This is a genomic window from Stenotrophomonas sp. STEN020, assembly GCF_056760195.1.
In genome coordinates this window covers 15,957-33,648 of the sequence record NZ_JBRREI010000051.1, presented here as the reverse complement: position 1 = coordinate 33,648, position 17,692 = coordinate 15,957, and the positions used below count along the sequence as shown (strand labels likewise).

The following is a 17,692-nucleotide window of genomic DNA, read 5'->3' as shown; positions in this document are numbered from 1 at the left end:
CCCCCCCGCCCCCCCCCCCCCAAATTTTTCCTCCCCCCCGGCGCGCCCTGTGGGGGGGGGGGGGGGGGGGGGGGGGGGCGCTTTCCCGCTTCTGATCTTGCAGTGGCTTCGCGGCTTACGCCGCTCCCACAAATTGGCTGGGGGCTGATGGGTTGCTGGTGACGCCTCTGCCGAGCATGGCTCGGCACTACGCTCCCGGCCTGACATGCCGGCAAGCTTGGCGGCCAGGTAGGGCAGCCGCTGTATCATGGGCACCATTCCCGCGCGCAACGCGCAGCCGGCTTTCAGTGCCGGCCCATGATCCTGAGAGTCCTCCGCATGTCTTCCGCTCGTCCCGCCACGCTTGAACAGTGGCTCGCCCATATCGAACAGCAGCACCCGCAAGCCATCGCCATGGGCTTGGAGCGCGTGCGCGAGGTCGCCCAGCGCATGCAGCTGGGGCGGCCGGCCGAGCACTGCATCGTGGTCGGCGGCACCAACGGCAAGGGTTCGACCGTGGCTTTCATCGAGTCCATCGCCCGTGCCGCGGAGTGGAAGGTGGGTGCCTACACCTCCCCGCACCTGCTGCGCTACAACGAGCGCGTGCGCATCGATGGCAAGGACGTGGATGAGGCGAGTCTGGTAGCCGGCTTCAACGCGGTCGAAGACGCCCGTGGCGAAACCGCGCTGACCTATTTCGAATACGGCACGCTGTGCGCGCTGTGGCTGTTCCAGCAGGCCGATTTGGATCTGGCGGTGCTGGAAGTCGGCCTCGGCGGGCGTCTGGATGCGGTCAACATCATTGACGCCGATGTGGCCGTGATCACCACCGTCGATATCGACCACGCCGATTGGCTGGGCAACGATCGCGAAGTCATCGGCGAAGAGAAGGCCGGCATCATCCGTGGCTGGAAGCCGCTGATTCTTGGCGAGATCGATCCACCGTCCAGCGTGCTGCGCCGCGCCTACGTGCTTGGTGCCAATGCGATCCGCTTCGGCAGCGATTTCTTTGCCGAGGACATTGATGCCGAGCTGTGGCGTTGGCGTGATGTCTCGTTCCGTCTGGAACTGCCGCAGCCCGCTTTGTGGGCGCCGATCCAGCGCAACAACGCCGCTACCGCGGTCGCCGCGTTGCGCGCCTTGGACAAGCCGGTGCCGCGCGCTGCGTGGGCGCAGGGCGTAGCTGATGCGCAGATAGTCGGGCGCCTGCAACGTTTTGAGCGCGACGGCATTGAAGTGTTGCTGGATGTGGGGCACAACCCGCAGGCCGCTGGCGCTTTGGCTGCAGCATTGAAGGCGGAGCCAGTGCAGGGCCGCACGTTCGCGGTCTTTGCCGCGCTGGCCGACAAGGACGCTGCGGGTGTGGTCGAAGCCCTGCAGGCGCAGGTCAATGGCTGGTTCCTGGGCGGGCTGGAAGGCGCGCGTGGGCAAACCGCTGCGCAGCTGCGCGAGCGTCTGGCGCAGACCGCTGCCGCTGATGCCAGCTTGTCCGACAACGTCACCAAGGCACTGGACGCCGCATTGGGTCAGGCTCAGCACGGCGACCGGGTGCTGGTGTTCGGCTCCTTCCATACGGTGGCCGAAGCACTGCCACTACTCCGTTCAGCTGACTAAGACGCTGCCGCGCGTGCCCCGCATATAATCACCGGGGCACTCCGCCGCGCCGCGCATACGCCAATTGTGGAAACTCCTCTGAAACAGCGATTGATTGGTGCCATCGTTCTGGTGGCCTTGGCCGTAATTTTCCTGCCGATGCTGGTCAAAGGGCCTGCGCCGGACAGTGGCGTACAGGACGTGCCATTGAGCGCGCCTGTGGCACCGGCCGAAGGCCAGTTTGAAACCCGCGAGCTGCCGCTGGTCGCGCCGGGCGCACCGGCAGGTGGCGCCTTGGGCATGCCCGCCGCACAGCCGGAAACCGGCGTGGCCGCCGCGGTCGAGCAGCCGACCAATGGCTTGCCGCCGTCGGCGGCCGCTGGCAATTACGCGGTCAATTTCGGTGCCTATGGCAGCGAGGCTGATGCCGATGCGGTGATCGCCCACCTGAAGAAATCCAATCTGCCGGGCTTCCGTCAGGCCGACACCATCAATGGCCGCCCGGCCTGGCGTGTGCGCATCGGCCCGTACGCCGATCGCGCCCAGGCTGAACTGGTGCGGCTGGAGGCGGGCAAGGTCCGCAATGACGTGAATGCGCAGGTGGTGGTGCTCAACGCCGCTGCCGAAAACGCAGTACCGGCACCGACCGCCACTGCCACGCCGGCTGCCAGCAGCACCGCTACCGCTGCCGCAAGCACCGCGCCGGTCCGCACCGAGGCCTTGCCGCCGGAGCCGGCCAAGCCGGTCGTGGCGGCGCCCAAGCCCGAACCCAAGCCGGCCGCCAAGCCGGAGGCGCCGAAGCCTGAGCCGGCCAAGCCGGTCGCGGCAACCTCGGCCAAACCGGCAGTCACCACCCCGGCCGCGCCAGCTGCCAGCGGTGTTGGTTTCGCCGTGCAGCTGGGTGCCTTTGGCCAGGCTGCCGATGCCAATGCATTGCGTGACCGCGCGCGCGCCGCCGGCTTCAGTGCTTTTGTCGAGCAGGTGCGTACCGATAACGGCGTGCTCAACCGCGTCCGCATCGGACCGGTGGCCAGCCGCGAGCAGGCTGAACAGCTCAAGGCGCAGGTCGCGGCCAAGGTCGGTATCGCCGGCATGGTCCGCCCGCATCCTTGATGCGGCCTCGCGTCCAGCTGAGCATCCGCGCAACCCTGTGCAGCACCTGCGGGGCGCGCGGTGATTGATCTGGTGCTGTTGGCGCTGATTGGCGTGTCGGCCCTGTTCGGGCTGATGCGCGGACTGCTGGCGACCGTGCTGGGCGTAGTGAACTGGCTGTTGGCAGGCGCGGCCGCCTTTTACTACGGTGCGCGCGCTGCCTTGCTGCTGGCCGATCAAGGCCAGCCCAGTGCTGGCGACTACGTCGGCGGCTATCTGCTGGTATTCATCGGTGTGCTGCTGGCGGCCACCCTGATCGGGCGTCTGCTGCGCGGCGTGGTCGATGCCACGGTACTGCTGAAATGGCCGGATCGGCTGCTCGGCCTGGCCTTGGGCACGGTGCGCGGGGTGCTGTTGGCGGTGCTGGCGGTACTGCTGCTCGGCTTCACCTCGATGGATGAAGAACCGGGCTGGCGTCAGTCCAGCGTGGTGCCTTGGCTGCAGCCGATGGCTGACTGGGCACGCGAAAAGCTGCCGCAGCCACCTGAATCGCCGGCAATGGCACTGATGGACTTGGGTAAGTCGGTGCTGGCAGGCGATAATGGCGGACCGAACGAAGCAGATGCGGGCAGTGGCTTGCTACCGGCGCCGTTGGAAGGGATGCGTTTTGATCCCCGCCAGCGCAGCGCAGAGCAAAGCCGAGCTGACCCGGCGGGGGCGTTGCCCTCCAACATCGATCCGGCGCAGGTGCGCCCGGGTCAACTCAAGCCGATACGGGTTGAGCCTCAGGGCCAGGCACGGCCACCTTCACGTTAACGGGCATCGCCCAGCGGAGATCGCGCAACATGTGTGGCATCGTCGGAATCGTCGGCAACCAAAACGTCGCCGGGCAGCTTTATGACGGCCTGACCGTCCTCCAACACCGTGGCCAGGATGCGGCCGGTATCGCTACCGCTGACGGCACTCGCCTACGCGTGGAAAAGGCCAACGGCCTGGTCCGTGATGTATTTGACGAGCGCCGCATGGAGCTGCTGCAGGGTCGCATCGGCATCGCCCATGTGCGCTACCCAACCGCAGGCTCGGAAGGCACCGACGAGGCGCAGCCGTTCTACGTCAACTCGCCTTATGGCATTGCGCTGGCGCACAACGGCAACCTGATCAATACCGAGGCGCTGCGTCGCCAGGTATTCGAGGCCGACCGCCGCAACATCAATACCGATTCGGACAGCGAAGTGCTGTTGAACGTATTTGCCTACGAGCTGGACGCACAGCGCATGCTGACCCCGGAAGCGGCGATCCGTGCCGTGGCCGGTGTGCACCGTCGCTGCAAGGGCGGCTATGCGGTGGTCAGCGTTGTGCTGGGCCTGGGCCTGGTTGCCTTCCGCGACCCGCACGGCATCCGCCCGCTGGTGCTGGGCAAGCGCAACCACGCCGAAGGCGTCGAGTACGCGGTGGCGTCCGAATCGGTGGCGCTGGACGTGCTCGGCTTCGAGCGCATGCGCGATGTGGCGCCGGGCGAAGCGGTGGTCATCACCGAGCGCGGCGAGCTGTTCACCGAGATCTGCGCCACCAACACCCAGCAGACGCCGTGCATCTTCGAGTACGTGTACTTCGCACGCCCCGACTCGATGATGGACAACGTATCGGTGCACAAGGCACGCATGCGCATGGGCCAGAAGCTGGGCGAGAAGATCCTGCGCCTGCGCCCGGACCATGACATCGACACCATCATCCCGATCCCGGACACCTCGCGCGATGCCGCGCTGGAAATGTCCAACGTGCTCGGCGTGAAGTACCGCGAAGGCTTCGTCAAGAACCGCTACGTCGGCCGCACCTTCATCATGCCGGGCCAGGGTGAGCGGGTGAAGTCCGTGCGCCGCAAGCTCAACCCCATCCACCTGGAATTCCGCAACCGCGTGGTGCTGCTGGTCGATGACTCGATCGTGCGCGGCACCACCAGCCAGCAGATCGTGCAGATGGCGCGTGATGCCGGTGCGCGCAAGGTCTATCTAGCCAGCGCCGCGCCGCCGGTGCGTTTCCCGAACATCTACGGTATCGATATGCCGGCGGCCGAAGAGCTGGTCGCGCACAACCGCAGTGTCGAGGAAATCGAAAAGCACCTGGGCTGCGATTGGCTGGTCTACCAGGATCTGGAAGATCTGGAAGTTGCAGTGCGCGAAGGCAACCCGGAGCTGAAGGAATTCGATTCGTCCTGCTTCAACGGCGAGTACGTCACCGGCATTGAGCCGGGTTACTTCGAGCGCATCCAACAGCTGCGTTCGGACGAAGCCAAGACCCAGCGCCGCGCATAAGAATTGGGAGGGCTCATAACCCTTCTCCCGCACGCAGCGCTCAAAGCCTCTCTCCCGCACGCGGGAGAGGGGTTGGGGTGAGGGCAGAACGAAGCGGAACTCCGTGAGCACCCATGAATCCGCAACAAGTACAGCCCGCTACCCCTGCATTTTCTCTGCCCGCCGAAGCAGCAGACTTCTCCCTGCTCGATGCGGCCTGCATCTGCATGGCTGCCGCCGATCCGCTTGAAAAAGTCGCACTCACCCAGCACTACACCGCGCGCTACCGCGCTGGCACATTGAAGCTGCCTGCAGAAGCGCCAGAACCGGAGCCGATCCGCGCGCCGGGCCGCCCGCCGCAGCTGGTGCTGGTGCACCCCCGCGATCTGCCGCGCCGTGGCCTGGGATCAGTGGATGGGCGCGCTGCTTTCATCCACGCCATCGCCCATATCGAACTCAATGCCATCGACCTGGCCTGGGACGCGGTGTATCGCTTCCGTGGCCTGCCGGGCAGCTTCTACGCCGATTGGGTGAGCTGCGCCGATGATGAGTCGCGCCACTTCGTATTGCTGCGTGATCGCCTATTGGCGCACGGCCACGACTACGCCGATTTCCCCGCGCACAACGGTCTGTGGGAAATGTGCGAGAAGACCGCGCACGACGGCTTGGCACGCATGGCTTTGGTACCGCGGGTACTGGAAGCGCGCGGCCTGGATGTGACCCCGGCGATGATCAGCAAGCTGCGCTCGCTGGGTGATGCAAGCACCGCCGATGTGCTGGATGTGATCCTGCGCGAAGAAGTGGCTCACGTCGCTGCCGGCACGCGCTGGTACCACTGGTATTGCGCACGCGTTGGTGTCGAGCCACGCAAGCGATTCAAAGAGCTGCTTGGCGAGTATGCCGGTGGCTATCTGCGCGGGCCCTTCAATCTGGAAGCGCGCTTGTTGGCCGGTTTCGACGAAGACGAGCTGGACTATCTGGTTGAACAAGCCGGTTGAGTGCCGCGCGCGGTGAAGCACGCCGCCGCTTCATTGGTGGCGACTGTTCTCATTGGCATTGCAGGGCTCAACGATGAATGATCCCTGCAACTCGGGCCCTGTCCGATTGACGCCTCGCTCGCCTGCATTCCACTATCGGCGCGGCAGATGCGGCTTTGCGTATCCGTGTCTTTCACGGGCTGATGCAAAGGCATGCGCCAACATCGGGTCGAGTCACATCCCAGAGTGTTCTCGATCGGCAACGATGCAATCAAGGAGAAAACGATGAAGCAGATTCTTACGCTGACCGCGCTGGTAGTGGCATTGTCGGCATGCAACGGTCCCAAGCCTGCGGCTGATTCCAGTGCTACAACGCCGGCTCCGGTTGCGCCTGCTGCACCAGCTGAAGCAGTAGCTGCCAAGGATGATTTCCCGGTCATCGTGCAGGCCTTTGGCAATGAGCCGTTCTGGAGCGTGCGCGTGGATGGCGGCAAGCTTGACTACAGCACCCCTGAAACCCAGGCCAGCCCGCAGCATTTCGAAGGCAGCAGAACGCTGCAGGATGGCTTGCTGGTAGTGCAGGGTGGCGAGGGCAACGATGCATTCCGGCTGACCTTGCAGCGCGCCGAGTGTTCGGACGGCATGTCCGACCTGAAGCACCCGTTCACCGCCGAATTCGTGCTGGGCAAGGACACCTTCAAAGGCTGCGCGCGCGACCCGTCGGTGCCGGTAGAAGCGCCATGATCCGGGCAGCTGCCCCAAATTTTAAATTTGTGGGAGTGGCGTGAGCTGCGAAGCAATGAAAGCAAGAACCGTCAGACAGGGGGGGCGATTGCAGCCACATCTGGCGGTTTTTTTTATGTCAGCTGCGCGGCTCATACCACTCCGACAAAACATATGGTCGAGCCTTGTAGGAGCGGCGTAAGCCGCGCAGCCACAAAAGCAAAAACCCCCCCGCAGATCTGCGGTTGCAGCCCTATCTGGCGGTTCTCTTTGCCCCGGCTTCGCGGCTGACGCCGCTCCTACAACTGCGGTCAGCCCAACGCTTCCAACCGGTAGCCATCAGCATCCACGCGCAACACAGAACCCTGCTCATACCAGTCGCCCAGCACGATGCGGGTGAAGCTGTGCTCGCCGGCATTCACGGTATGGATCGCCGGGCGATGGGTGTGGCCGTGGATCATCGTGCTCACGCCATAACGCTGGAAGGTGGCAAGCACCTCGGCGGGTGCAACGTCGGTGACGGTTTCAAACGTCGCCTTGTCGTCCTGCTTCATTTCCGATTGATGCGCCTGGCTGGCGGCGCGGGCTTTCTGTGCGAAGGCGACGCGTGCTTCCAGCGACTGCGACAGGAACTGGGCGATGAACGCCGGATCGCGGGTCTGTGCACGGAAGGCCTGATACGCGACATCGTCGGTGCACAACAGGTCACCGTGCTGCAGCAGCACCGGCTTGCCATACAGCTGGATCACCGAAGGATCCGGCAGGATGCGCATCCCGGCACGGGCGGCATAGTCGTTGCCGAGCAGGAAATCGCGGTTGCCACGGATGAAGTACACCGGCACGCCGGCATCGCTGACTTCGCGCAGCGCCAGTGCGACCGCATCGGCGGCGCTGGAGGGCGTGTCATCGCCGATCCAGGCTTCAAACAGATCGCCCAGGATGTACAGCGCATCGGCCTGCCGCGCTTCGCCGCGCAGGAAGTCGAGGAACAGGTCAGTGATGGCTGGACGGCTGGGGTCCAGATGCAGGTCGGAGATGAACAGCGTTGTCATGCCCGCATTGTAGAGCCTGATCAGCCGGTGAGCAGCGGCAACAGCTGCAGCGAGCCCAAGCCCAGCAGCACACCGATGCCGGTGGCGGCCAACACATCGCTGGGGTAGTGCAGACCCAGCACCACCCGCGACAGCGCTACGCCGACGGTGAAGGGCAGCAGTAGTGGGGCAAGCCAGGGGTAATAGGCCAGCGCCACCACGGTGAAGGACACCGCGTGCAGGGTGTGGCCGGAGGGAAAGCTGTATTCATCCAGCGGCGCCACCCAGGCGCGGATGCGCAGGTCGGCGGCGAACGGGCGCGGGCGCCGGGTCCAGCGCTTGAGCAGCTTGTACAGGGTCAGCGCCAGTACGCCGGTGGCAGCCATATGCGCGGAGGCCTGCAGGCCATCCAGGCCATCGGCCAGCACCAGCGCGCCCATCAGCATGTACCAGAACATGCCGTCACCGAGGCGGCTCAGCACCGAGAACAGGCGCCGGATGCCGCGACGGCGGCCATAGCGGTTTGCGCGTCGGCACCAGCGCGCTTCACGCGCGGCAATCCCTTCAGGCGGCAGCAATGGCATGGAAGCGTCTCCGGGAGGCTAGTTCGCTGAGCAGTGCTTCAAATTCGGCGACCACGTGTTCGGGATGCAGGCGCTGCATCGCGCGGCTGGCGTTTGCACCGAGGGTGGTGCGCATCTCGTCATCGTTGGCCAGCTGCACGGCGGCGGCGATGAAGTTTTCATCGTTGTCCACGGCAACGCCACTGTGTCCACTTTGCAGGTGTTCGCGGGCGGCGCCGTAGTTGAAGGCGACCGTCGCAACGCCACTGGCCATGGCTTCCAAGGTGACGTTGCCAAAGGTCTCGCTGCGGCTGGCAAACAGGAACAGGTCGCCGCTGGCGAAGTGCCTGGCCAGGGCTTCGCCGCGCTGCACACCGCAGAAGATGAAGTCTGGGTTCTGCTCGGCCAGCTTCTCTCGCATCGGGCCATCGCCGACCCAGACAAAGCGTGCCTTCGGTCGTTGCTGCTGGATGCGGCGGAATGCCTTGATCGCCAGGCCCAGGTTCTTTTCTGCAGCGATGCGGCCAACGTAGATCACCGCGAAGCCTTCGCCTTCGATGCCCCAATCGGCACGCAAGGCTGCATCGCGTTTGCTGGGATCGAACTGACTGCCATCTACCGCGCGTGCAAGCAGCCGCGCACGGGAAAATCCATTGTCCAGAAGAAACTGCTGCAGCTCGCGGGTGGGGACCAAGGTGGCTTCTGCCTGATTGTGGAAACGGCGCATCCAGCGCAGTGCGGTGCCTTGCAACCAGGCAGCGCCATAGTCGGGCAGGTACTCATCAAAACGCGTGTGCAGACCCGAGGCAACCGGGATACCCAGCCGCCGCGCGGTGCGCATCGCAGACCAGCCCAGCGGGCCTTCCGTGGCCACATAGATTGCATCCGGGCGTTGCTGTTGCCATTGCCGGGCCAGCCGCAACGGCGCCGGCAGGCCGAAGCGCAGGCCGGGGTAGCGCGGCAGGCCGGCACCACGCACCAGAACTTCGTGGGCGGCGCCGGTGCCATCCTGTTGTTGGCGCGGACGGACCACATCGACGTCATGGCCGCGGTTGCGCAGGCCGTGTTCCAGCCCCTGCACGGTCAAGGCAACGCCATTGACCTCCGGTGGATAGGTCTCGGTGACGATCGCAAAGCGCATGGCTGGCTCCCGGTTTTTGGCGAGGATGCGCGCCGGGAATGAAGCGACTGTTACTTCCAGTTGACGACTTTGTTACCGGGCCAACGAAAAAAACCACGGCCCCGAAGGGCCGTGGTTCCTGGTGCTTTTTTACCTGCGAGGCAGGGATCAGAAGCGCTGCTGGTACTTCATGTACACGAAACGACCAATGTCGTAGCCGCCGTAGTAGGAGAAGGCCGAGTTCGGCTTGCTGTACATCACCGGACCGTACTTCTCGAACACGTTGTTGGCACCGACCGACACGGTGGCATCCCACGGCAGCTTGTAACGCACCTGCACGTCGTGGAAGGTCACCGAACCACGCTCGTTGTAGTTGCGCGCGCCCTTGTACCAAGGCGCGAAGACGCCCGGGTCGGAGCATTCAGCCGGATACAGGGCAATGTTCGGGCACTGCTCCTTGACGCCGGAGAAGTAGCGGGCAGTCCAGCTGGCGCCGAAGTTGCCACGTTCCCAGCCTGCGGTCAGGTTGGAGCGGACACGGAAGCCACTGCCGATGCCGTTGCTGGGGGTCGGGACCACCTTGTTGTCGTTGGTCGAACGGTAGATGTTCTCGCTGACGTAGGTGGTGGCCCAACTGGTGCTGAACTTGCCATAGTCGGTATCCAGGCGGTAGCTCAGGTCCATGTCATAGCCTTCGGTCTGCAGGAAACCGGCGTTGCGGTTGCCGAAGCGAAGGGTGTTGACAATGCCGGTTACCGGATCACGGGTGAAGCGGTTGCAGCGTGCGTCGATGCCCTGCTCATAGCAGTCGATCAGGATCTGGTTCGGGCTATCGGAGACGATGGTGTTGTCGATGCGGATCTTCCACCAGTCCAGCGACACGTTGAAGTTGCTGATGAAGCTCGGGCTCCAGACCAGACCCAAGGTCTTGCTCGTGGAGGTTTCCGGGGTGAGCGAGGGGTTGGAACCGCCGACGAACGGCAGCGGCGTGGCGTCGGACGCCGTGGTCACCGGGGTCATGCCCTGCTTGAGCTGACGGAAGGTGTTGGCGTTGGCGATGTCACGTGCGCATCGGGCACGTACCTCGGCGCTGGTCTTGGAAGCGCCGAACACGGTGTCGCAGGGATCGCTGAAGGTTGCGAAGGTTTCCGAACCACCGCCAAACAGGTCGTTGATGGTCGGGGCGCGGAAGCCTTCGGCCCAGGTGCCGCGCACCAGCAACTGCTCGAACGGCTTCCACTTGAAACCGAACTTGCTGTTGACGGTGTTGCCGAAGGTATCGTAGTCGGAGTAACGGGTGGCAGCATTGAAGCTGAGTTCACGCGCGCCAGGCAGGTCAGCCAGCACCGGGATGTTGAGCTCCAGGTACGCTTCGTTGACCTTGTAGTCACCACCGGTCGGGCCAGCCGCCAGGTTGGTGGTGGCACCAGTCTGGGCCAGCGGATCGGGGATGTATTCGCCCGCTTCCTTGCGGCTCTCAACACCAAACGCAAAACCAAGGTCGCCGGCCGGCAAGGTAACGATGCTGCCGGCGATGTTGGCGAAGAAGTTCTTGCTGGTGGTCTTGCCCTTGGTGATTTCCGGCGGGAACAGCCAGTCCTGCAGGGTGGCGTTGGCAGTCAGGCCGTTCGCATCGGTGCTGCCATATGGCGCCAGTGGATTCCACGGGGTGCAGTTGGCGACCGGTGCGCCGGGCTTGCCGCATTCGACCTTGCCGGTGGCAGCGTTGTAGAACGACGGCCCCACTGCAGCCGCAACGCGGCCCTTGTGCAGGTTGCCGGTGGCAACGGATTCCAGCTCGTTGCGGCTGTACTGGTAGCCGGCTTCCCAGTCGAAGTAGCGCTCGCCAATGTCAAAGGAGCCATCGAACGAGGCCACTGCGCGATAGGTCTTCAGCTCGCTGTTGGTGACGCGCGGCACTTCCCAGGTACGGCGGTTCCAGGCCACAGCGGTCGGCTTGGCATAGCCGTGCTGGTTGCCGAACGGGTTGAAGTAGCTGTCGATCGACATCGAGCCGATGCCAGCGGTGCTCGACTGCAGAGGATAACCGGCGATCTGGCGGCTGGAGCTGCGCTGGTTGTAGCCCAGTTCGGTCTTGAAGTTGATGGCGTCAGTGATCTTGAAGCGGCCATCGAAATACACAGAATCCCGCTTGATCGGGTAGTTCACGTGCATCTGGTTGTTGGCATTGCTGACATCACCGGTGAACGGGGTGGTGTTGGTGATGTGGTAATTGGCCGGATTGGTCGGGTCGGCACCGCGGTTGAGCGAGTAGTTGCAACCGGCTGTGGCGGTACAGCCGGGGCCACCCTTCAGGCCGGTGATCTGGCCGTACTGGCTCAACGTGGTCCAGTTGCTGGCGTCGTTCGGGTGACGGTCGCTGATGCCATAGGCGCTGAACCAGCGGTCTTTGGCCCAGACACCCTTTTCTTCACTGTGTTCGGCGGACAGCGTCAGCGAGATGCGGTCGTTGCTCCAGCCGCCGATCACGTCGAAACGGTCACGTGCACCGTCGCCCTGGCTGAACTGGCCGTGGTAGACATTGGCGGTAACGCCGTTGACATTGGAGCGGGTGATGATGTTGACCACACCGGCCATGGCATCGGAACCATAGATGGCCGAGGCGCCGTCCTTCAGTACTTCAATACGTTCCACTGCCGAAACCGGCAGGTTGGACACGTCCTGGTAACCGGAGGTGCTGATGCCCAGGCGCTTGCCGTTGACCAGTACCAGGGTGCGCTGGGTACCCAGGTTGCGCATGTCGATATAGGTACCGCCGGCATTTTCACCCGCAGTCAGCGCATTGGCGCGGCTGATGGTGGGGCTGCCCATGGCGGTGACGTTCTGCAGGATGTCGGCAACCGAGCTGAAGCCCTGCTGCTCGATATCGGTGCGGCTGATGGCGAACACCGGCTGTGCGGTTTCGACGTCGACCTGACGGATGCGCGAACCGGTGATCTCGATGCGATCAAGGGTGGTGGGATTGCTGTCCTGGGCGAGCGCGGGCAGGGCGATCATGCCGACGGTGCTCGAAACCAAGGCATAGCGAATCGCCTGCCCCAGTACGCTGGAACGTGTTTGCATTGCGGGCTCTCTCTCTCTTTTGAAACTGACAAATGTCAAAAAGAGATTGCGACGTAAGGCCGTCGCGATCTCCATCAAAGACCATCGTTGCAAGTGCAAGAATGGTTTAGCGAGAGTAGCGTCGTTTGTAAAAAAAATGTTTGTTTTGAAGTAATGGGTAACCGCAGTTACGCATTGGTGCTGCACTTTCAGATCAATCTTGATGGCGGCGGGTTGGCCTGAGCGCTCAGGCCACAAATGGCCGGAAGCTGAAACCCAGCCCGGTCATGCCTTCAGCCTCGCCGACCAGATCCGCGCGCAGCAGCGGGCGGGCGTCGATGTAGTCCTTGGCCAGGATCAGCGACAAGGTGTTGCCATCCACTGACAGCTCCAGGGTCGGGATCGGGTCGGACTCATGTGCGCGGTGCAGGAGTACTGCCAGTCGCAGGATTGCCGCCGTGCGTTTGGCCGGCAGCAACAGGCGCTCGGGCAGGGCCTCGAAGGCGCTCTTGGGAATGCCACGACGATGGGTGCGGATCAACGCGGCCAGCATCTGCTGTTCCTGTCGCGAGAAACCAGCGATATCGGAATGCTCGATCACGTAGCTGCCATGGGTGTGATAACCGCTGTGCGCGATCATCAAACCGAGCTCGTGCAGGCGTGCGGCCCAGCCCAGCATGCGCGCATCGTCGACATCCAGCTTCCAGGCGTCGGACACCTGTTCGAACAGCCGTTGTGCGGTGGCTTCCACCCGCTGTGCCTGGGCTTCGTCGATGGCGTAACGCTGGGTCAGTGCGGCCACCGATTCATCGCGCGGATCGTTGTCGTTGGCGCGGCCCATGATGTCGTAGAGGATGCCTTCGCGCATCGCCGCCTTGCTGACCAGCAGCTTCTGCAGGCCCAGTGCCTGGAAGGCGGCCTCCAGCACGAGGACGCCACCGGCGATGATCGGTCGGCGCTCGCTGGACAGCGTCGGCAGCTCGATCTCGTTGATGTTCTTGGCGCGTAGCAGTTCTTCGCGCAGCTGCGGCAATGCCTCGGCGGTGATCGCGCCCTTGCTCAGCTTCATCGCCGCGCAGATCTCGCTGATCGCCTTGTGCGTGCCGGACGAGCCCAGTGCTTCCTGCCAGCCCAATGCCTTGTACTTGTTGGCGAAGGGCTGGAACTCGGCGCCGATCTCGGTGAGTGCGTCTTTCCAGCGCTTCTTGCTCAGCTTGCCGCCGGGGAAAAAGCGCCTTGTACTGGCAATGCAGCCGGCCTGCAGGCTCTCGCGTTCCAGCGTCTGCATGCCCTGGCCGATGATGAACTCGGTGGAGCCACCGCCGATGTCGATCACCAGCCGATGCTGGTCGGGCTTGGGCGGTTGTGCGTGGGCAACGCCGAGATAGATCAGGCGCGCTTCTTCGCGACCGCTGACCACTTCGATGGCGTGGCCGAGCGCGGTTTCGGCCGGCATCAGGAACGACAGCGGCGAGCGCAGCTGGCGCACGGTATTGGTGGCCAGTGCACGCACGCGGTACGGCGGGATGTTGCGGATGCGCTGGCCGAAGCGGGCCAGGCACTCCAGCGCGCGCTGGCGGGCTTCAGGCGAGAGACCGCCCTTGCCATCCAGGCCATCGGCCATGCGTACGGTTTCGCGCAGACGGTCCACCACCCGCAGCTGCCCAAGCAGGTAGCGCGCGATGACCATATGGAAACTGTTGGAGCCCAGATCGATGGCGGCCAGCAGGTCGCCGTCCTGCAAGGGCGGTGGGGTCAGAGAGGACTGGGGCATGGCGGAATGGTAGCCGAAGCCCGGGGGTCGGCGTCACCTTGCCCCGGCAATCTTCGCTGCTACAGACCCTCCATCAATGCCTGCTGCGCTGAATGCGGCGGCTGGCCGGGCGCGGGCTCGCACTTGATGTAGCGGCCGTCTTCCTGCAGGTCCCATGCATTGAGGTTGTCGTCCAGGTAGTTCTGCAGCACCTCGCGGTAGATGCGACGGGCCAGATCGGTATCCAGGATCGGGAAGCAGGTTTCCACGCGGCGCAGCAGGTTGCGCTCCAGCCAATCGGCGCTGGCGCAGTACAGCTCAGGCGCGCCATTGTTGCCAAACCAGTAGACCCGGCTGTGTTCGAGGAAGCGGCCGACAATCGAACGCACGCGGATGTTGTCCGAGACGCCTTCCACGCCCGGGCGCAAGGTGCAGGCGCCACGCACGATCAGGTCGATCTGCACGCCGGCCTGTGAGGCCGCGTACAGGGCACGGATCACCTGCGCCTCGTTGAGCGCGTTCATCTTGGCGATGATGCGTGCCGGCTTGCCGTCCAGAGCAAGCTTGGTCTCGCGCTCGATGCGCTTGATCAGCCCGGCATGCAGGGTGAACGGCGATTGCAGCAGGCACTTCAACTTCATCTTCGGGGCCAGCCCGGACAGCTGCTGGAACAGCAGGTGCACATCGTTGCCGATGTCCGCATCGGCGGTGATCAGACTCAGGTCGGTATACGCGCGAGCGGTGCCGCTGTGGTAATTGCCGGTGCCCAGGTGCACGTAGCGGCGCAGCTTGCGGCCCTCGCGGCGCACGATCAGCAGCATCTTGGCGTGGGTCTTGAAACCGACCACGCCGTAGACGACCTGCACGCCAGCATCCTGCAGGCGATCAGCCAGACCGAGGTTGGCCTCCTCGTCGAAGCGCGCACGCAGCTCGACGACGACGGTGACGTCCTTGCCGTTGCGCGCGGCCAGGATCAAGGCTTCAACAATCCCCGAGTCCTTGCCGGTGCGGTACAGCGTCTGCTTGATCGCCAGCACGTTGGGATCGACCGCGGCCTCGCGGATCAGCTCCAGCACGGTGCTGAAGGAATCAAACGGGTGGTGCAGCAGCACGTCGCCCTGCGCGGCGGTCTCGAAGATGCCCTCGGGCGACTTGAACACGCGCGGGGTCATCGGCGGGTACTTCAGGTCCGCGCGCTGCAACAGGTCATACACCTGGATGACGCGGTTGAGGTTGACCGGGCCGTCGATGCGATACGCAGCGTTCTCGGACAGGCCGAAATTCTGCAGCAGGGTCTGCATGATGGGTTTCGGGCAGTCGTGGGCGATCTCCAGCCGCACCGCCGGGCGATAGCCGCGGTCGACCAGCTCATCGCGCAGCGCCAGCGCCAGGTTCTCGACTTCTTCCTCGTCCACCACCAGCTCGGAGTTACGGGTGACGCGGAACTGGTAGGCACCCTGCACATCCATGCCCGGGAACAGCTCGTCGACGAAGGCAGACAGCACCGCCGACAGCAGCACGAAGTTCTGCGGGCCGCCCAGCGATTCGGGCAGCTGGATGATGCGCGGCAGCGAACGCGGTGCACGCACCAGCGCCAGATGGCCGGCACGGCCGAAGGCATCGGTGCCCTTCAGCACAACAACGATGTTCAGCGACTTGTTGAGGATCTTCGGGAACGGATGCGACGGGTCCAGGCCCAGTGGCGACAGCACCGGCATGATTTCGTTGCGGAAGTAGGCGCGCAGCCAACGGCGCTGACGCGGAGTCCAGGTCTTGTTGGCGAGGATGCCGACGCCGGCCTCGCCCAAGGCCGGGCGCAGGACCTGGTTCCAGCAGCGGTATTGCTGGTCTACCAGCTCGGCGGCGCGGTCATGGATGGCGTTGAGGATGGCCTGCGGGCTCATCCCGTCCGGCGCCGGCGGCAGGCCGAATTCCTGCGCATGGCGTACCGCGGCGGCGCGGATTTCGAAGAACTCATCCAGGTTGGTGCAGGAGATGCACAGGAAGCGCAGCCGCTCCAGCAGCGGCACCTGCTCATCCATCGCCTGGGCCAGCACGCGGAAATTGAAATCCAGCTGTGACAGTTCCCGGTTGATGTACAGCGACGGATCACGCAGCGGATCGTTGCCGACGGCGGGAGTGGCGGGGGGCGGAGGAGGAGTCATGCCGGAAAGTCTTCCATGGACAAGGGCGAGGGGGATGCATTGCGCGGGCGTACATGCTCGGCGTCGAAGTGGCAGGCAAAGGTGCTGCCCTGGCCGACTTCGCTGCGGATTTCCAGGCGTGCCTGGTGCAGGCCAAGAATGTGTTTGACGATGGACAGGCCCAGCCCGGTGCCGCCGCTTTCGCGCGAACGGCTGCTGGAAACACGGTAGAAGCGTTCGGTCAGGCGCGGCAGGTGATTGGCCGGGATGCCGTAACCGGTGTCGGTGACCGCCAGCACCGCGCCATTGCCTTCGCGGCTGAAGGTCAGGCTGATGCGGCCACCGGCCGGGGTGTAGCGCACGGCATTGGTCAGCAGGTTGGAGAAGGCGCTGTGCAGTTCCTTGTTCGAGCCTGCCAGATCCACACCGGCCAGGTCCTCGACGACGATGGTGTGGCGGCCCTGGCTGTGTGCTTCGGCTTCGCGCCGTAGCGATGCCAGCATCGAGGTCATGCCCACCGTTTCCAGCTCGGTATGTTGCTGGGATTCCAGCCGTGACAGGGTCAACAGGTCTTCGACCAGCTGCGCCATGCGCTGCGATTGCTTGCGCATCTCCGACAGCATCGGCCCGGTATCGGGGAAATCCTCCGGGTCCATCATGTCCAGGTAGCCGTGCACCACGGTCAGCGGCGTGCGCAGCTCGTGCGAGACATTGGCGACGAAGTCGCGACGGACCTGTTCCAGATGCAGCAGCTTGGTCACATCGCGTGCGACCAGCAACCAATGGTGATCCGAGTACGGGATCAAACGCATATGCAGGCGGATAGCCGGATCGACCGGCGAGTTGGCATCCAGGATGGGTTCGGCATTGCGGCCGCCGGCCAGCCAATGGGCAAGCGGCAGCGGCTGCAGGCGTGGCACCAGTGCCGCTTCCATGTCGGCCGGGTGCTGCAGGCCGAGCAGGGCGGTGGCGGCCTCGTTGAACCACTGCACACGTTGGGTATTGCGGTCCACGACCACCACCGCATCGGGCAGCGCAGCGGCAGCAGCGCGGTAGCTGCGCAGCATCTCCACCAGGCGGCGCTTGCGCGCGCGCATTTCCTGCTGGTTGCGTGACAGCAGACGGTCCAGTTCATTCCAGACGCCCACGCCTTGAGGTGTGTCCCAGCGCTGGCGTGCGGTCAGCCGCAGCAGCAGCTGGCGCAGGCGCCAGTAATGCCAGGTCAGCATCGCCAGGGCGGTGATCGCCACGATCAAAGCCGGATGGCCCAGCAACGCCCCCAGCCCCCATGCCAGCAACAACAGCGCGGCCACGGTGGCCAGCGTCTTCAACCAGGCAGATCTGAATTGGCGGGGCATTGCAC

13 protein-coding genes are annotated in these 17,692 nt (G+C 64.4%); 6 read left to right on the top strand and 7 right to left on the bottom strand.

Going from position 1 to position 17,692, the window contains the following annotated elements:
* Window positions 1–318 precede the first annotated feature (318 nt).
* The 6 genes from folC (at window position 319) to ACVOLZ_RS17740 (ending at window position 6,676) form a co-directional block, all read left to right on the top strand.
* On the top strand, window positions 319–1,593 hold the full coding sequence (gene folC / locus ACVOLZ_RS17765; RefSeq protein ID WP_481517265.1) for a bifunctional tetrahydrofolate synthase/dihydrofolate synthase: 1,275 nt from the start codon (window positions 319–321) through the stop codon (window positions 1,591–1,593).
* A 66-nt stretch (window positions 1,594–1,659) separates the two neighbouring features.
* On the top strand, window positions 1,660–2,685 hold the full coding sequence (locus tag ACVOLZ_RS17760) for an SPOR domain-containing protein (RefSeq protein WP_481517264.1): 1,026 nt from the start codon (window positions 1,660–1,662) through the stop codon (window positions 2,683–2,685).
* 60 nt (window positions 2,686–2,745) lie between these two features.
* Entirely contained in the window at window positions 2,746–3,480 is a 735-nt protein-coding gene (locus ACVOLZ_RS17755) for a CvpA family protein (protein WP_481517263.1), read from the top strand.
* A 29-nt stretch (window positions 3,481–3,509) separates the two neighbouring features.
* Window positions 3,510–4,976: an amidophosphoribosyltransferase gene (gene purF, locus ACVOLZ_RS17750; RefSeq protein WP_481513493.1), complete on the top strand. Its 1,467-nt coding sequence runs from the start codon at window positions 3,510–3,512 to the stop codon at window positions 4,974–4,976.
* Window positions 4,977–5,182: 206 nt separating this feature from the next.
* Complete coding sequence (locus ACVOLZ_RS17745; RefSeq protein WP_481517266.1) at window positions 5,183–5,953, top strand: ferritin-like domain-containing protein; 771 nt, start codon at window positions 5,183–5,185, stop codon at window positions 5,951–5,953.
* Window positions 5,954–6,217: 264 nt separating this feature from the next.
* A complete protein-coding gene (locus ACVOLZ_RS17740) occupies window positions 6,218–6,676 on the top strand; it encodes a COG3650 family protein (protein ID WP_481517262.1) in 459 nt (152 codons plus the stop codon).
* Window positions 6,677–6,966: 290 nt separating this feature from the next.
* Here ACVOLZ_RS17740 and lpxH read toward each other — a convergent pair whose 3' ends face one another.
* From lpxH to phoR, 7 genes are all read right to left on the bottom strand, one after another.
* Window positions 6,967–7,707 carry a UDP-2,3-diacylglucosamine diphosphatase gene (lpxH, locus tag ACVOLZ_RS17735; RefSeq protein WP_481517261.1) on the bottom strand — a complete coding sequence of 247 codons (741 nt, stop codon included), beginning with the start codon at window positions 7,705–7,707 and terminating at the stop codon, window positions 6,967–6,969.
* A 20-nt stretch (window positions 7,708–7,727) separates the two neighbouring features.
* Window positions 7,728–8,270, bottom strand: a complete 543-nt coding sequence (locus ACVOLZ_RS17730) for a phosphatase PAP2 family protein (protein WP_481517260.1) — start codon at window positions 8,268–8,270, stop codon at window positions 7,728–7,730.
* Window positions 8,251–9,390, bottom strand: a complete 1,140-nt coding sequence (locus tag ACVOLZ_RS17725; protein WP_481517259.1) for a glycosyltransferase family 4 protein — start codon at window positions 9,388–9,390, stop codon at window positions 8,251–8,253. Before ACVOLZ_RS17725 ends, ACVOLZ_RS17730 begins: the two co-directional genes overlap by 20 nt.
* A 147-nt stretch (window positions 9,391–9,537) precedes the next feature.
* A complete protein-coding gene (locus tag ACVOLZ_RS17720) occupies window positions 9,538–12,453 on the bottom strand; it encodes a TonB-dependent receptor domain-containing protein (protein ID WP_481517258.1) in 2,916 nt (971 codons plus the stop codon).
* A 226-nt stretch (window positions 12,454–12,679) separates the two neighbouring features.
* A complete protein-coding gene (gene ppx, locus ACVOLZ_RS17715; protein ID WP_481517257.1) occupies window positions 12,680–14,206 on the bottom strand; it encodes an exopolyphosphatase in 1,527 nt (508 codons plus the stop codon).
* Between the two features lie 59 nt (window positions 14,207–14,265).
* Entirely contained in the window at window positions 14,266–16,350 is a 2,085-nt protein-coding gene (gene ppk1, locus ACVOLZ_RS17710) for a polyphosphate kinase 1 (RefSeq protein WP_481517256.1), read from the bottom strand.
* Window positions 16,347–17,687, bottom strand: coding sequence for a phosphate regulon sensor histidine kinase PhoR (phoR, locus tag ACVOLZ_RS17705; RefSeq protein ID WP_481517255.1), 1,341 nt, complete (start codon window positions 17,685–17,687; stop codon window positions 16,347–16,349). The genes ppk1 and phoR overlap by 4 nt, the downstream gene beginning before the upstream one ends.
* Window positions 17,688–17,692: the final 5 nt, after the last annotated feature.

What these genes read in the sequence shown, in the direction of transcription:
- folC (WP_481517265.1), top strand. Translation starts at nt 319, where the DNA reads ATGTCTTCCGCTCGTCCCGCCACGCTTGAACAGTGGCTCGCCCATATC.
- purF (WP_481513493.1), top strand. Translation starts at nt 3,510, where the DNA reads ATGTGTGGCATCGTCGGAATCGTCGGCAACCAAAACGTCGCCGGGCAG.
- ACVOLZ_RS17745 (WP_481517266.1), top strand. Translation starts at nt 5,183, where the DNA reads ATGGCTGCCGCCGATCCGCTTGAAAAAGTCGCACTCACCCAGCACTAC.
- ACVOLZ_RS17740 (WP_481517262.1), top strand. Translation starts at nt 6,218, where the DNA reads ATGAAGCAGATTCTTACGCTGACCGCGCTGGTAGTGGCATTGTCGGCA.
- lpxH (WP_481517261.1), bottom strand. Translation starts at nt 7,707, where the DNA reads ATGACAACGCTGTTCATCTCCGACCTGCATCTGGACCCCAGCCGTCCA.
- ACVOLZ_RS17730 (WP_481517260.1), bottom strand. Translation starts at nt 8,270, where the DNA reads ATGCCATTGCTGCCGCCTGAAGGGATTGCCGCGCGTGAAGCGCGCTGG.
- ACVOLZ_RS17725 (WP_481517259.1), bottom strand. Translation starts at nt 9,390, where the DNA reads ATGCGCTTTGCGATCGTCACCGAGACCTATCCACCGGAGGTCAATGGC.
- ACVOLZ_RS17720 (WP_481517258.1), bottom strand. Translation starts at nt 12,453, where the DNA reads ATGCAAACACGTTCCAGCGTACTGGGGCAGGCGATTCGCTATGCCTTG.
- ppx (WP_481517257.1), bottom strand. Translation starts at nt 14,206, where the DNA reads ATGCCCCAGTCCTCTCTGACCCCACCGCCCTTGCAGGACGGCGACCTG.
- ppk1 (WP_481517256.1), bottom strand. Translation starts at nt 16,350, where the DNA reads ATGACTCCTCCTCCGCCCCCCGCCACTCCCGCCGTCGGCAACGATCCG.
- phoR (WP_481517255.1), bottom strand. Translation starts at nt 17,687, where the DNA reads ATGCCCCGCCAATTCAGATCTGCCTGGTTGAAGACGCTGGCCACCGTG.